The 15,598-nt window shown below is 35.1% G+C and carries 12 protein-coding genes, 1 other RNA gene and 1 pseudogene; 12 read left to right on the top strand and 2 right to left on the bottom strand.

The window, feature by feature from the left end; all coding sequences use genetic code 11:
• Positions 1 to 592 precede the first annotated feature (592 nt).
• The 3 genes from Q0E20_RS04260 to Q0E20_RS04250 all read left to right on the top strand — a co-directional run bounded on the left by Q0E20_RS04260 (position 593) and on the right by Q0E20_RS04250 (position 2,987).
• Positions 593 to 1,570, top strand: a complete 978-nt coding sequence (locus Q0E20_RS04260) for a hypothetical protein (protein WP_295996794.1) — start codon at positions 593 to 595, stop codon at positions 1,568 to 1,570.
• A gap of 144 nt (positions 1,571 to 1,714) precedes the next feature.
• Positions 1,715 to 1,814, top strand: an RNA gene (gene ffs / locus Q0E20_RS04255) — signal recognition particle sRNA small type.
• A 156-nt stretch (positions 1,815 to 1,970) separates the two neighbouring features.
• Positions 1,971 to 2,987, top strand: coding sequence for a hypothetical protein (locus tag Q0E20_RS04250; RefSeq protein ID WP_295996792.1), 1,017 nt, complete (start codon positions 1,971 to 1,973; stop codon positions 2,985 to 2,987).
• On the opposite strand, the gene Q0E20_RS04245 is transcribed toward Q0E20_RS04250, so the two are convergent.
• Together Q0E20_RS04245 and Q0E20_RS04240 are read right to left on the bottom strand one after the other, a co-directional pair.
• A complete protein-coding gene (locus tag Q0E20_RS04245) occupies positions 2,984 to 4,636 on the bottom strand; it encodes an Eco57I restriction-modification methylase domain-containing protein (protein ID WP_295996790.1) in 1,653 nt (550 codons plus the stop codon). The genes Q0E20_RS04250 and Q0E20_RS04245 overlap by 4 nt on opposite strands.
• Before the next feature lie 13 nt (positions 4,637 to 4,649).
• On the bottom strand, positions 4,650 to 4,853 hold the full coding sequence (locus Q0E20_RS04240; RefSeq protein WP_295996788.1) for a helix-turn-helix transcriptional regulator: 204 nt from the start codon (positions 4,851 to 4,853) through the stop codon (positions 4,650 to 4,652).
• A gap of 531 nt (positions 4,854 to 5,384) precedes the next feature.
• Here Q0E20_RS04240 and Q0E20_RS09440 point away from each other — a divergent pair.
• The 9 genes and pseudogenes from Q0E20_RS09440 (at position 5,385) to Q0E20_RS04200 (ending at position 15,581) form a co-directional block, all read left to right on the top strand.
• Positions 5,385 to 5,699: pseudogene (locus Q0E20_RS09440) on the top strand (transposase).
• 557 nt (positions 5,700 to 6,256) lie between these two features.
• Complete coding sequence (gene dnaX / locus Q0E20_RS04235) at positions 6,257 to 8,620, top strand: DNA polymerase III subunit gamma/tau (RefSeq protein WP_295996786.1); 2,364 nt, start codon at positions 6,257 to 6,259, stop codon at positions 8,618 to 8,620.
• A gap of 81 nt (positions 8,621 to 8,701) precedes the next feature.
• Entirely contained in the window at positions 8,702 to 9,031 is a 330-nt protein-coding gene (locus Q0E20_RS04230) for a YbaB/EbfC family nucleoid-associated protein (protein ID WP_005377304.1), read from the top strand.
• Entirely contained in the window at positions 9,032 to 9,628 is a 597-nt protein-coding gene (gene recR, locus Q0E20_RS04225) for a recombination mediator RecR (RefSeq protein WP_005384103.1), read from the top strand.
• A gap of 1 nt (position 9,629) precedes the next feature.
• On the top strand, positions 9,630 to 9,890 hold the full coding sequence (locus tag Q0E20_RS04220; protein ID WP_119982307.1) for a hypothetical protein: 261 nt from the start codon (positions 9,630 to 9,632) through the stop codon (positions 9,888 to 9,890).
• Positions 9,891 to 9,907: 17 nt separating this feature from the next.
• A complete protein-coding gene (locus Q0E20_RS04215) occupies positions 9,908 to 12,493 on the top strand; it encodes an ATP-dependent helicase (RefSeq protein ID WP_366509635.1) in 2,586 nt (861 codons plus the stop codon).
• Positions 12,493 to 13,500, top strand: a complete 1,008-nt coding sequence (locus tag Q0E20_RS04210; RefSeq protein ID WP_295996778.1) for an RluA family pseudouridine synthase — start codon at positions 12,493 to 12,495, stop codon at positions 13,498 to 13,500. The genes Q0E20_RS04215 and Q0E20_RS04210 overlap by 1 nt, the downstream gene beginning before the upstream one ends.
• 227 nt (positions 13,501 to 13,727) lie before the next feature.
• Positions 13,728 to 14,852: a cation diffusion facilitator family transporter gene (locus Q0E20_RS04205; RefSeq protein WP_295996774.1), complete on the top strand. Its 1,125-nt coding sequence runs from the start codon at positions 13,728 to 13,730 to the stop codon at positions 14,850 to 14,852.
• 162 nt (positions 14,853 to 15,014) lie between these two features.
• Entirely contained in the window at positions 15,015 to 15,581 is a 567-nt protein-coding gene (locus Q0E20_RS04200) for an immunity protein YezG family protein (protein ID WP_295996771.1), read from the top strand.
• Positions 15,582 to 15,598 lie beyond the last annotated feature (17 nt).

The raw sequence follows: 15,598 nt of genomic DNA, 5'->3' as shown, positions 1-15,598 counted from the left end.
CATATTCTAGAAAATTGGAATAATTTTGTAAATAGATTTACAAAAGTTGTTCCAGTAGCATATGAAGAAATGCATGCGGCTATTGAACGATTTAAAGAACAAGGCTTGTCCTTAGAAGATGCTCAATTGGCTGCTTTTAAAGAAAAATATGCAAAATAAAGGTTGACGGATTATACGGTGTGTAACTATACTATGTTGGCTTTAGCCATATGTACTAATCTAGATAAAGTTTTTTAGTTATAAAATTTCATAGTTGTTTAGTCTGTCGAATTGCCTAATGTAAAAGTATTTTGTTGCTTTTACATTAGGCTTTTGGATTTTTTATTATGTGAATAAGTAAATATGGTAAAATTATATTTAAGATAATTAAACTATTTTGATTGAGTCTAATCTTATATGTAATTTATACATTAGTATTCTAGCTTATTAAGATCTAAGGTCTATTTTATAGAGTAGATGAATATAGATGTATTAATATATTAATAGTTTTGAATAGTATACTTTAAAAGAGCGGGGGATATGTTTGTATTTTTATATTTCTAAATTTGAAGACCCTATTGAAGCGATAAATCAGATTAATGAGCTGTTTAATATGGAAATTTCTGAATTGGATGATACTTTCATAATTGAATTTGATATGAAGTTTGTAAAACCATTTCCTTTATGCTATATTGCACATGGAATAAAAGAATTTATTGCTATGACTAGAAAAAGAAAGCCAGATATAACTTTCCAGGTAAGATATAAACCAGGACAAAATGGATTTTCCTATGCTTCTAATATGGGATTTTTTAAATTTATATCAAAATTTTTGGACTTAGGCAAAATGCCTGGTGAATTATTAGGTAGTCAAAATTATTTACCTATAAAACTTGAAAATTTTATAACTAAAAAAAAGGAAAAAGGTATATTTTTAGCAGATGGTGAAGTTGCTGAGATAATAGCAGAAGAATTATCGACGGTTTTAATTCATGATAATGAAGATCTTAAATATCTCTATAATTATGTGTTAAGAGAATTGATAAGAAATATTCCTGAACACTCTAATTGTGATATGGTAGGTTATGCTGCTCAGTACTGGCCTAGGTTAAAACTATCAGAAATATGTGTATTTGATGAGGGATGTGGAATATATGATAGTTTAAAGTCAAATAGTATTCATACTGAGTATATTGAGGCTAATATAAATGCCTTAGAATATGCCCTTGCTCCTGGTATATCAGAGCGATTTGCACCAGGAGAGAAAAACCACGATAGATCAGAATGGGCTAATTCTGGATATGGTTTATATTTTATTAGTGAAATTTGCAGGATTTTAAAAGGTTCTTTGTTAATTGTATCTGGAGAGAACTATATATATCAAAAAGCTAATGGTAAGAGAATGTATGGCGAAGCCTATTATAAGGGGACAATAGTTAGAATCAGTTTGCCATCTATAGAAGCATTTAATGTAGATTCAATGTTGTATCATATTCGTGAAGAGGCGGAAATTATTGCGAAGTCTTTTGATAATACCTATCATAATGCATCAAAGTCTTCTAGTATAGTGAAAGTTAAATGTCTTTTATGATAAACATTATATGTTTTATTGATGCTTCTTATATTTAGTAAGATAGTGATTACTTGATAAATATGTAGGTTAATAATTTTAGGCACTAGACTTCTTTTATTACATAATGTATAATACTTATATTGCAATATTGGATCATGGCAGTTCTCGGGCCTGTGCAATGGGGGCCTGTGAATCGTGTCAGGACTGAGAGGTAGCAGCACTAAGCGGTAACCTTCATGTGCCACAGGGAACCCGGGGGCTGTCGTGATCGAATATTGAAAGGCGGCCTCAAGGGCCGCTTTTTTATAATTCTGATTCAAGATATATAGGATATTCTATTAAATTATTGGTGGGAAGGATAGACACAGCTGTTATATCTTATATTATCTAGAAAGTATTTGTTTAGGGGAGTGCAGATTTGGTTAATTATGTAGAAAATATTTCAAGAAGTGGGCTATCTATTTATGAACCAGTTGATCCTGAGAATACACAGTTATATATTCCAACACATGAATTAGAAACTATTTTGGTAAATTCGCTTATTGGATTACCTTTACAAGGATATAAATTGCGAACACGCTCTAAAATCGTTAAGGTGGCGGTTTGTAGGGCACTTGGATATCCAGTTCCTTCATCTTTTAAGAGGACTCAACCTAGGTTCCCAGGGCAGAACTTTGATGTTTATAGTCAAAAAAGCCTTAATGTACAGATTTGGAATGAAGAGGTTGATGCAGCTAGGAGATATGTATTCCTAAAAGTGAATGAGAATGATATTGTTACAGCAGTAAAAGTTATTACAGGTGAAATGCTTGCAAAGTATGATAGAACAGGAACATTGACTAAAAAATATCAGGCTTCAATGAAATCTAATGAAGATAATATTTGTTCACAAAAAGATTCGAGTAATGTTGAGGATTGGGTCAGTGATTCTGATGATTCATTATTAGGGATAAATCCAAATAGCTATCCACAAAGGACTAATTTTTTAAGAATATCTAAAGTTTATGAATTGCTTTTACCTTTATTAGGTGAAAATTTAGATTATTTAGATGCTGTGCAGGAACGTAATCGAGGTGCAGGGCTACATCGATTGATATGTAACCGGCTTGGGTATAATGACTATGAAGATGATGGGACGTATCCAGATATTATGAATCAATTACTAGAAGTGAAGCTTCAAACATCACCAACTATTGACTTAGGTTTACACTCTCCAGAAGATGGTGAAAAAATTGCTTCTAGCGAGAATATTAATTTTTATAGTGGTGATATACGTTATGCTATTTTTGATGGTCTAGTTGAGGATGATCAGGTTACTTTGCAAAATTTATACCTGGTAACAGGAGAGGATTTTTCAAATCATTTTCAGTTGTTTAAAGGAAGAGGAACGAATGCGAAATTACAAATTCCTCTTCCTGTAGATTTTTTTGATTAAGTTTCAAAAATCTTACTAATAATCTTATCAAGTTTTTTTCTATAGTAGAGTTGGTTATTATCATCCGACTCTACTATTATTTTTTTTACATAATGTATAGCTTCTAAGGCCTTTGGTGTAGTGGGATTAGGAATTGGGAATTGCTCAACATATTGACTCATATAGCGTCTTTTTCCAGAGTAAAGTTTTGTATTGAATTTTATATCATAATATTTTTCTATAAAAGTACTATTTGCAACAGCTAAAGCAAGATATATGAGATCCTCTGAGATTGAGTCATTTATATCAATCCAATAACAATCACCATTTACAATAGCTCCTGTTTTATCTAGCCAAAATTCAGGTTGCTTAGAAATATCTTTAAAAATTATCTTAGTCTTTTTCCAGGATTCTGGATTTTGAGGAACCCATATCTCATACCAATTACGATTCGCTTTTTGAATATATTTTCTTGCTGAAAGTTGACTATAGTGTTTTTCTAAATATGCTTTACTTCTGGGGTAATTATCAATATTGATAGCCATTTTTTTTTGGTTTTTTATTGTGTGTGTATATAAGACCTTCCATCCAGAAGTTTTTTTAGATATAATTTGTCCAGCATCTCTATGTGTAATCAATGGCTTTAACAACTCTAGCTTAGCAAGTTCTCCAGACCAATTCTCTCCAATAAAGACGTTATCTGCTGTAGTTTTAATTCCTACACGAATTTTTCCAATATCGGAAAAATACATATGAGTGTTTCTTTCTACCATTTGTAACCATTTTTCATTTTGAGGCGAAGATATTACCCATAAAGCACCTTTTTTTATATCTTTTAAGAAACCTTTTTTTATATTAAAAAATTTTCCATTAGGTAGTATGTAAAGTCCTTCATTATAAATACAATCAAATATTGATGTGGCTTTAGTTGCTGATTTGACTTCATTATTTGATTCGTAGATCGTGGTAAAGTTAACGTTTCTTTTATTAGTAGTTTTTCCTTTAGAAAAAACTATAATACAAGGAAGTACAGATGCTTTAAAGAGTTTTGTATCTCCAAAATCTACAATGGTATGAATTTTATAGTTGTCAATTATGTAATCCCGAACTGAGGTACCAGACTTTATTGTGAGAAATTTATTTGAAGTGATATATCCTGATATGCCATTTTTAGAGAGTACTTGATTCATATAGAATAAGAAAGCATAATAGATATCAATCCTACCTGTTAGTCCAGTTTTTTGTGCTATTTCTCGTGCTTTAGATGCACCCAGTATTTGTGTTCGTATATATGGAGGATTAGCTATAATAAAGTCGAATTTATCTTTTATATCATCTATATGATTTAAAAAGTCAACCGGTAAGATTTTTACTTTTACATCAGGAAATAAATTTTCTATATAATTTTGAGTTTTATTGGCGACATTTATATCGGTTTCATAACCTGTTACATCAATCTGCATTTGTGGTGAATGTGAATTTATTTTTTTTATCATAGAAATAAGTAATTCGCCTTCTCCTACAGCTGGGTCTAAAATCTTTACAGAATTTGACGTGCTAAAGTTGAATGATGAAAATAAAATCATTTGTTCAGCTAGATAGTCTGCCATTTTTGTGGGTGTATAGACCACTCCATTAGATTTTTCCTTTGATTCATTAATATAGCGCATTTATTTCCTCACATTAATATTTTGTGAATTCGATAATATCATCTAATTTACAATTTAGTTTTAGACATATTTTTTCTAGGGTTTGTAGTGATACATATTCATTGCGTCTTAATCTCGTAAGAATATTACCACTGAATCCACAGTTCCTTTGTAGTTCTGGAGAACTAATATTTTTCTCAATCATAATATGGAATAATTTTTTGTAATTAACAGGCATAATTACCTCCTTTTTTATGATTTTATCACGAATGTGTGAAAAATAAAAGATTTTAATGAATTTTTGTTTATAATAATGAGGTTTGATATTAAGATATCATTAAGGCTGTTAGTGTAATATATTTTGTGTAAACTGTTCTCAAACAATTGAAAAAAGAACCAATCTTCTTTATGATTAAGTAATCAAGCAAAATCACAGAAAGAAGATTGATTTTCTATGTTTAATGGTAACATACTCTCAGTTGATACTCTAGATAATCATTCGATTTTCATGGATTTATTTCGTAATGAATTCGAAACGATGTTAAATATGCTTTTTATTAGCTGAATTAACTGAATTTTTATCCTATGACAAATATGATGTTAGTGGCTATATATATATTATGAGCGTTCTTTATATACTGTTTTCGGTAATATTACCATTAAAATATCTCACGAACGATTGGAGTAATTTCAAAATAAATTACTCACACCGTACAATCGAAACTTTGGTGATCTTGAAGAAATGATTATTCAGTTGTATTAAAAAGGTATCACTACACGTGAAATAGTTGATATTATTGAAAAAATGTATGGTTGTATTTATTCTCCACAAACTATTTTTAATATGACTCAAGTCGTTGCAGAAGAAGTGGATGCTTTTCATAATCTACCATTACATTCATAGTTTGCTGTAGTCTATTTAGATGTTACTTTTATAACTGTTAAACGTGGAACAGCACAAAAAGAAGCTCTTCATGTTTTAATTGGAATTACACCATCAGGCGAGAAATATGTCATCGATTATGGCATATATCCTAGTGAAAGCGCTTTAGCATATAAAGAACTATTAAATCATGCAAGATAAAGAGGGATAAAGGAGATTCTCTTCTTGACAATGATAGATTTCAAGAATTATAACAAGCTTATCAGGAAATATATCCAAGAGTTCGTTTCCAGTGTTGTTGGGTGCATATAACTCGTATGATATGTACGCTAATTAGAAAATATGATATAGCTCCTGTATTAGTACAATTAGAATTGGTTTATTCTGCCAATATAACATAAGTGACTGAAGCTGCTTTACACAACTTTTTAGAAACGTGGTCGTCTAAGTATCCTAAGATTATGGATACATTATCCGATATTACTGAAATGAGTATAATGATAAATTTTTTAGTAAAATACATCGTGGATTTGGATCAGCATTTAGTCAGTTACAAATTATGTTTGGTAATTGAGAATAAAAAGACGTTTATAAAAAATTATTGACACTACATTTTATACTGATGCAATTAATTGTTCATGATATAAAATACTTTTAGATAAAGCTTCTATTATGTTACAACTGATTTATTATATGAATATGGTATAATAAAGTATTGCTAGTAACAGACTATTCACAGGGGAAAAGGGGGTGTTCCTATGGCATATATGGCGCTATATCGTAAGTATCGGCCACAGACGTTTACTGATGTGGTTGGACAACATCAGGTATCAGATACATTGATGCGTGCTATTCGCGAGGATAAGGTAGCTCATGCCTATCTGTTTGCCGGCCCCCGTGGGACCGGTAAAACGAGTATGGCCAAGATTTTTGCACGTGCCATTAATTGTGAACATGGCCCTACAGACCATCCTTGTAATGAATGTAGCGTATGTAAATCGATTTTGAGTGGTCAATCTATGGATGTCCTTGAGATTGATGCGGCGTCGAATCGTGGTATCGATGAAATTCGTGCTTTACGTGAAAGCGTAAAGTTTATGCCTGTAGAGGGGCGTAGAAAGGTATTTATCATCGACGAAGCGCATATGCTTACCAATGAAGCGTGGAATGCTTTATTAAAGACGATAGAAGAACCACCAGATCATGTGATGTTCATCTTTGCTACCACTGAAATTGAAAAATTGCCTGTTACCATTGTATCCCGCTGTCAACGATATACATTTAGACGTATCACATCTGATGATATTGCACAGCGGTTACAATACGTTGCAGATAAAGAAGGCTTTGCCTTAGAGGATAATGCAGCACGGCTCATCGCAGTTCATGCGGATGGGGGCTTGCGCGATGCATTAAGTCTTCTAGATCAATGTGTAGGGATGACTAGCGGGGAGATTACACCTTCTGTTGTAGAGGAACTCATTGGTCTCGTTAGTAAAGACTGGATTATTAAATTCCTATCTGCCTTACATAATGGAGCTGGTCCAGCCGTATTGAAATATATTCAAAATGCGCTTAGTGAAGGCCGTGATGGGGCTCAAATCATAGAGGCTCTTACGCAACACTTACGAGCCCTATTAATTGCTAAGGTCGCTCCTGATGCGGATGAGTTAAAGGTATATGATTCGTTCCGTACCGAATTTTTGGAACAAGCACAAGACATTGAGTTTGCTACTATCAATCAATATATCAAACAGTTACAAGCCATCATGAGCGATGCGAAACAGGTAGATAACCCACGCACGGTTATTGAAATGGGACTGTTAGTTTTATGTGCAGGCGTATCTAAGCCCAATGATGATGTGGAAAATCGTTTGGCTGCATTAGAACAGTCTGAACGCGAGTCACGCGAAGGGGTCCTCAATCGGTTGGCCAAATTGGAACAACAAGGTCCAACGATGGTTCCGCCATCTATTAATTTTGTAGCTACACCTAATGCAGCAAGGTCAAATGTGGTAGATGATGATTTCATTCCACCCCCTATGGAAGAATATGAATCTGTTACGATTCATGAGGTGCCAACAAATTATAGGTCTTCATCTATTGTAGTGGAATCGAAACCTAGCGGTAGTACCCAGACATCTGCTACGGGTTTAACACCTCCACCAATTACGGGAGCTGTGCCACCGCCTATACATGGTGTGGGTATGACGCCACCACCGATGAATAACTCTGGTGTAATAGCGTCTAACACAGGTATATCTAGAACGACGAGAAATACGGGCCGTCAGAAGAATACAGGGATTAGCCAAGTTGCTGCTATTGGTGAAACTATGGTGGACTCTGGGGAATATAGAACCATTCAGGGGACTGTGATAAAATATCTAAAGGACAGTGATAAAGGATTAGCATATAATATCATTGGACAAGGCCAAGTTATTTATGTGGATCGTGAAAAAGCAGTAGTAGCTTTTAAAAAGGGGATATCCCTTACTTTGGCTACTAATGAAGCAAATCGTAAGGAAATTGCATTAGCGTTCCAATATGCGTTGGGTTATTCCGTGTCTTTAGAGATTGTCGATATAGAGACAGATGTTTATAAAGAATATATGATGGCTAGCGGAGCAAGGTCTAATCGAGCTGTACAACCTAAGAGGTCACAGACTGCACCGGTTATTGAGGCTGCACCATCACCGATAGAAGTAGATTTGCTAGATAGCGGAGAGACTCCAACTGGCGCGGAAACAGTTACAGAGACTGTAAGTTCTGAAGCTCGCAATGATGCTAAACAGGCTGCGTTAGCGGCTCTTGCGGCACGAGGAATTAAACCACCAAGCAGCAAGGAAGATGCGGATTCACCTGCTAAGAAACTGACGACTCATGATGATGGCGGTATACCTATTATGAGTTTAGATGGAACGCAGGTGATGACTGATGATGGAGAAGTTATCAATCGGCCTATGGATAGCGGTGCAACTGTGGAGGTAGAAGCTGTCCCAAAGCGTGAATACCAGTGGGATCCTGAAAATATGGGAGCTGAAGAGCAAAAAAACCCACTGTTGGCTAAAACATTAGAAAAACTTTCTGAAGACCATGACATTTATGTAGAGGTCATAGAAGAGTAAAATCCATTAACTTATAGTTAATGAAGATATATTTAAGTTGTTTTTATTAGGACTTTCATAGTCTTATAAGGAGGAAATACAATGTTTGGTAAAGGTATGGGTAATATGGCAGGCATGATGAAAAAAGTTCAAAAAATGCAAGCTGACATGAAAAAAATGCAAGAAGAGTTAAAAACTCGTACAGTAGAAGCATCCGTAGGTGGTGGCGCTGTTACTGTTGTTATGAATGGTGAAAAGATGATTGAATCTTTGAAGTTGAACCCGTCCGCAGTTGATCCTGAAGATGTGGAAATGCTTGAGGATTTGGTGATGGCTGCTGTTAATGAAGCAAGCAAAAAGGTAGATGATCTATTGTCTCAAGAAATGGGCAAGGTAACAGGTGGTCTTAACTTGCCAACAGGTTTATTTTAAATGACAAACGCATTAGAACGGCTCGTAGAACAGTTGCGTAGATTGCCAGGCATTGGATCAAAATCTGCCCGTCGCTTGGCGTACCATCTTGTGGAAATGCCGCAAGAAGAGGTGGACCGATTGGTCAATACCATCGTTGAAGCAAAAGGAGCTACTCGTCATTGTTCTATCTGTTTTAATTTATCTGCACAGGATCCTTGTGAATTTTGTTCTAATCCCAATCGAGATCAAACGACGATTATGGTAGTAGAAACGTCTCGCGATGTGATTGCCATAGAACGCAGTGGTGATTACAAGGGGCTCTACCATGTGTTAGAGGGGGCCTTATCTCCTTTGGAAGGGATTGGTGCCGAAGATATTCGTGTGAAAGAACTCATTGCACGCTTGCGCGATGGTGTCGTACAAGAGGTTATTCTCGCAACGGACCCTGATGTAGAAGGGGAGGCGACGGCCTTATATTTGGCACGTCTACTAGCGCCGACTGGCATCAAGGTAACGCGTATTGCCCGCGGTGTTCCTGTAGGTGGAGATATCGAATATGCCGATGAATTGACCTTGGGCGGTGCCGTTGTAAACCGCCAGGAGATGAAAGGATAATATGAACGTATTACTTGCGCCATTATTGGCAGCGCCTATGACTGAGGCGATTATATCTGTATTGGTCATTGTTATCGCCTTGAAACTTGCTTTTTTTACTATTAAAAAGGTAGCTCTAAATGTAGTATTAGGCATTGTGACATACATGGTATGCATTCATGTATTGCATATACCAATGGATATTGGCTTTGGTGTTTGGGCTTTGACTGTATTATTCGGCCCTATACCAATGGTATTAGCTGCTCTGTATTACGGCTTATAATATAAGGAGAGGATATGATGGTTATCAATAGCGAACAACAACGCGTCATCGATGAACTAGATAGAAATATCCTCTTGTTGGCGTCCGCCGGGACGGGAAAAACGAATACACTGGCCTATCGAGTGGCGCACATTATTGAAAGTGGCCGCTGCGAGGCACATCAAATTTTGTGTATGACCTTTACTAATAAGGCCGCACAGGAGATGAAGTCACGCATTGAAAACCTCGTTGGTCAATCAGCAAAGGCTGTGGAGATTAGTACATTCCACAGCTTTTGTTTTTATGTTCTTCAACAAGAGGGTAAGAGAGATGAATCGCTTTACACAGATGTGACCATATTTGATGAGGAAGATTGCAAAGAGTTATACTTGCCATATAAACCGAGAAATATGCGGGATATGAACTTTGCTAGCCTTATAAGCATGGTAAAGGAATATCGTTCTGTGTATGAATTCTATTCTGAATCGTTGATAGATGATTACAAACGAACGATACAACGTTTAGAGCAGGAGCAATCTAAGCAAATAGAGAAATTGTTTTACAATTACAATACTCTTGCTACCGAGGATCTGTCGGACTTTTGGGCGCATGGTCATGAATGGATTACCCGTTATGATGAACGCTTACAATCTGTTCATGGCGTAGACTTTACTGATTTAATCTGTGGTGTACATCGACTATTTCAGGACCCAGATATTCGAGAACGTTGGCGCAGTCGTTATCAGTATATTTCCGTTGATGAAATGCAAGATACAGGCTCATTAGAATATAAGGTTATGGAAATGCTATGGAAAGGTAATCACGTTCTTTTATGTGGCGATTATTTTCAAACTATTTATGAATGGCGCGGATCAGATCCATTTCGATTACTTGAGGAATTCACTTGTGATTTTAATCCTTTAAAAATTATATTCTATAAAAACTATCGATCCAATCGCACCTTGTTTACTATGGCTTTTAAAACATTGCAGAATATGTTCCCTCAACTTGTAGGTGATGTATATGATGAAATGCCAGAGGCAAACAGTGATAGTGATGGGGCGCCTATCCTTGTGAAAGGGTGCCGCAATGAATATACGGAATCAAAATTCATCTATGATCGAATCTGTGGCCTTCCAAAGGATGCATCTATTGGCGTGTTGGTTCGAGATAATCGCAAGGCACAACGCTTAAGTGAACAATTTGAACGATACAATCAAGATAAATCGGAAGCAGAACGACGTCCATTTATGATTATCGATGAATATAAGTTTTTTCGGCGTCAGGAAATTAAGGATGTTATGGCATATTTTAAGCTTTTGATGAATCCTAATGATGCGGTTAGTGCTAAACGGATTATTAAACGTTATGTATCGGGGATTGGTGATGCTCGTATTAGAGATATTGAAAGTCCCAAAAATCGTAGTGTAGGGTTAAAATTGACTGATTTTATGGATATGCCAATTTTTGAATCCGAGCCATATGCTAAATTGGTAGCTGGCCTTGAGGCGGGAGAGGTTGTAGTATACGATGTGGAGAGTACTGGTACGGATACAACACAGGACCGGATTATACAAATTGCAGCGATGCGAATTGATAAAGATGGGAATGAAATAGAACGGTTTGAACGTTTTATAAACCCTGGTAAATCGGTAGGCACATCTCAACTCGTTCATGGCTTTACCGATGCATATTTGGCTGAACATGGTGAAAGTCCTGAAATTGTATTAAAAGCTTTTAAAGAGTTTTCTAAGAATCGTATTATTGTAGGCCATAATGTTAATTATGATATTAGCATTTTTAGTCATGAATTAGATCGTTATAACTTGGGTGAACCTAAGTTTAAGGCTGTATATGATACGTTAGATATCTTTAGACGGTTTTATCCAACACTGGAAAATCATAAGTTAGGATTTTTATCAAAATATTTTCCTATTAATCATACGCCTACCCATAATGCGATGGATGATATTATCGCTACAGGCCAATTGTTAATCTACGCAGTCCGTGAAAATATTGTGCCCACAACGACGGATCGTATGGTAGCCATTAATCAATATAAGGCGGCTTTCACAACGATTGCGTCTCAAATGGCAACCTTGCGAAGAAAGATGCATACTGATAACCCAACAGACTTATTGGCTTATATAATGAATCAAATGGGTGTACTAGTATATTATAAGAGTCACGGTGAAATGGCTAAGGTTGAGCATATACGCGAGCTTTACCGAGTTATGGAATCTTTAGATAAGGAATATAAAGGCACAACGGGATTGGCTCGTCTTAATCATATTTTACAATTGGCGGCCTTGACGGCTGGAGAGCCGCAACAAGTGACTAAAGAATCTAAAATCCCTATTATTACGGTTCATCAGGCAAAGGGGAGTGAATTTGATCACGTATTCTTAGCAGGAATGAATCAAGGTACTTTTCCTAGTTTTATGTCCTTACGTGAAGGAAATGAGGATGAGGAAAAACGTTTGTTTTATGTAGCCATTACACGGCCAAAACAAGAGTTGGTTATTACCTATACTCATGAATCACAACGCGGACAGGGTACATCTCCAAGTGCATTCCTCGATTATATGCCTCGAGATTCAAAACTCGTAGAAAGGAGTACGTGATGGGACGAAAAATGCATAGACCAGATGATATTCTTTTATTCGTTTCTGCTCAGGATATAAAAGCGATAAGTAGGATATCATCAGATAAAGTAACACTAGGAGCATTTTTGGATACCAAGTATCCAAGAAAAGCGATGGTAAAGCTATTTGATGAAAAGTTAATCCATGTAAATGGTCACAAAGCAACACTACATACTGAGGTATCTGTAGATGATGAAATTTGGATTGCTATGGCTAAGGAAAAGATTGATCATGAACCAGTTACAATGGATTTACATATTCTTTATGAAGATGATGATTTGCTTATTGTGGATAAGCCAGCAGGGATTACAGTAAACTCAAAGAACCAAGTATCTCTTGCTAATGGTATTGCTCACTATTTTAAAGAGCATGGTATTAAGAGAAAAGTACGTTTTTTGAATCGTCTTGACCGTGATACGACAGGTTGTATTGTGATTGCGAAAAGTGGTTTAGCTCAAAGTTTATATCAACAGCAGTTGGATGATAACACTTTTGAAAAATGGTATATGGCTATTGTTGAGGGGATTTTAGAGGCTAATGAGGATTCTTTAGTATTTCCTATGGCTCGAAGTAGTGATGGTGTTCATTACGAAGTGAACTCAAAAGGAAAGGAAACACGGACTGATTTTATTGTTTTACATCATTATCTTGATGGAGTTGTGGATAACTCTGTGTATAACTTATATAATTGTGTGGATATACCTCAAGAAAATGTGGACAGAGCATTAAATGATGTGGATAAAGAGTCTAAAATTGTGGATAATTCTGTGCATAACTTAGGAAATCAAACTTGTACACTTGTAGCTGTTCGCTTATACACTGGAAAAACACATCAGATTCGTGTAGCATTTAGCCATATAGGGCATCCCTTAGTAGGGGATACTTTGTATGGAGCAAAATCTACTGGAGAACCATTTGCACTACGAGCAATGAAGCTTGTATTTACTAACATACGTTCTGGTGAACGAATCACTGTAAAGGCTTAATTAAAATGGGGTTAATTGGCATTAATGACTGTATTGATTAAGAAATAATAAGTAAAAAAGCTAATTGAGAAATGATAATCGTTGATAATTCAGTAAAATCAAGTGATTTGGAAGATAATCTTAGAGAAATATAATGACAAATGATAATCCATGAGCTATAATGTAATCATGAATAAATCGATATAGTTCAATTTGTTGATGATATAGTAATCGGTAAGGGGTATCATATGATTTTACAAGAAAATGGTGTAGAACGTAATCGAGGCATTACGTTAGCTAGTATAAAAGGTATTATCGGAAATGTAGTACTTGTAGTGTTTAAAATGATTATTGGTTTAGCATCTAATTCTATTGCTATTATTTTAGATGCAGTAAATAATTTAACAGATGTTTTATCTTCGGTATTAACCATTGCAGGGACAAAGTTAGCTGCAAAAAGTGCTGATAAGGAACATCCTTTTGGTCATGGTCGTATTGAATATATGACGACGATGGCCATTGCTTTTATTATTTTAGGTGCAGGTATTGGGTCTCTTAAAGAATCTGTAGAGAAAATTATACATCCAGAAGTATCTACTTTTGATATTCCAGGGTTAATTATTATCGCTGTGGCGATTGTAGTAAAAGTAATAATGGGCCGATATATTAAAGCACAAGGTGAAAAGTATAAATCTGATGCATTAGTGGCATCTGGTGTAGATGCACTTTTTGATGCAGTGATTACTTTTGCTACTCTTGTATCTGCAGCATTAGTATTTTTCCTCAATATCGATATTCAAGGTTATGTAGGGGCTATTATTTCTGTTTTCATTTTGAAAGCAGCTTACGATATTTTACGTGAAATGTACAATCATTTATTGGGCCTACGCGCAGATGATAGTCTGATTCGTGATATAAAAGAGACGATAGCACAACATCCAAATGTGGGTGGTGTATATGATTTGGTACTCAATAGTTATGGTCCAGGGGAGACTATTGGATCGGTTCATATTACAGTACCTGATACGATGACAATGGCTGATGTTCATCCATTAACAAAAGGAATTGCGGTTCATTTATATAAAAAATTTGGTATAGCAATGACGGTAGGCGTATATGCTGAAAACCAACCAAGTGTAGAGGTTCTTGAAATTAAAAAGGCCCTTGATCAAGTTATCAGCTTATATACACATGTAGTGCAAGTACATGCTTTTTATGTGCAAGAACAAAAAAAGATTATCTACTATGATATTATCTTTGACTTTGACGAAGAAGATCCACATGGGACATTAGAAAAGATAAAAGAGGAACTTCAAAAGCGATATCCTGATTATGCACAATTTGCTGTTGTAGATACGGATTTCAGTAACTAATTTCATATCATTTAAATGACCGATATATATTTTTGTTAAGAAAATATATATCGGTTATTTTATAGTGGAAGATAGATACTTGCTAAGTTAAGTTTTACTTATTATAATAGATTGTATAAAATGTAATGAGTTGAGTTTATTACATATAATTGGGAGTTTAAGATGAATAAATTTGTATTATCTACATTGGCGATTATGACTGTTGTTAGTATTTGGGGTATGCAACCAGTAGATGCTAAACAAGTTAAAACAGACCCTACTATGACTTTATTACAAATGCCTACAAATGATGAAATTTCTGTAGGTGATGGTACTACTAAAGAAATTAACAAACAGACACAAAAGTTAGTTAATGATGTAGCTATATCTACAAGGACGATGATTAAAAAGGATTGGAAAACGATATATATTAAAGCAATGCCACAGGAACATGTAGTGCGTTTCTACTATACAGATAAAATGGGTCAAGCATATAGTGGACAAACTATTAAAAATACGGGCATATCTAAAGGTAAATATCGAGCTGGGGTATTGCGTCAAAATCAAGCGCTACAGAATTTATATGTGTATTTACAACAAACCAATCAAGAAATTCCTTCGTCTATAGATATTATAGTTACCAATCAAGGTCAGCGAATTAAAACGACAATGAATTATGATGAAAATATTAGAGATATTTCAGCCTATCAATATAGTTATGAACAAATAAATTTTCCGAATTTGAAATAGTTTTGATATAGTAAAAG

The sequence above is a fragment of the uncultured Veillonella sp. genome (assembly GCF_934230905.1).
Taxonomy (GTDB): domain Bacteria; phylum Bacillota; class Negativicutes; order Veillonellales; family Veillonellaceae; genus Veillonella.
The sequence above is the reverse complement of the archived record's forward strand: the minus strand, read 5'-3'. Positions and strand labels throughout refer to the sequence as shown.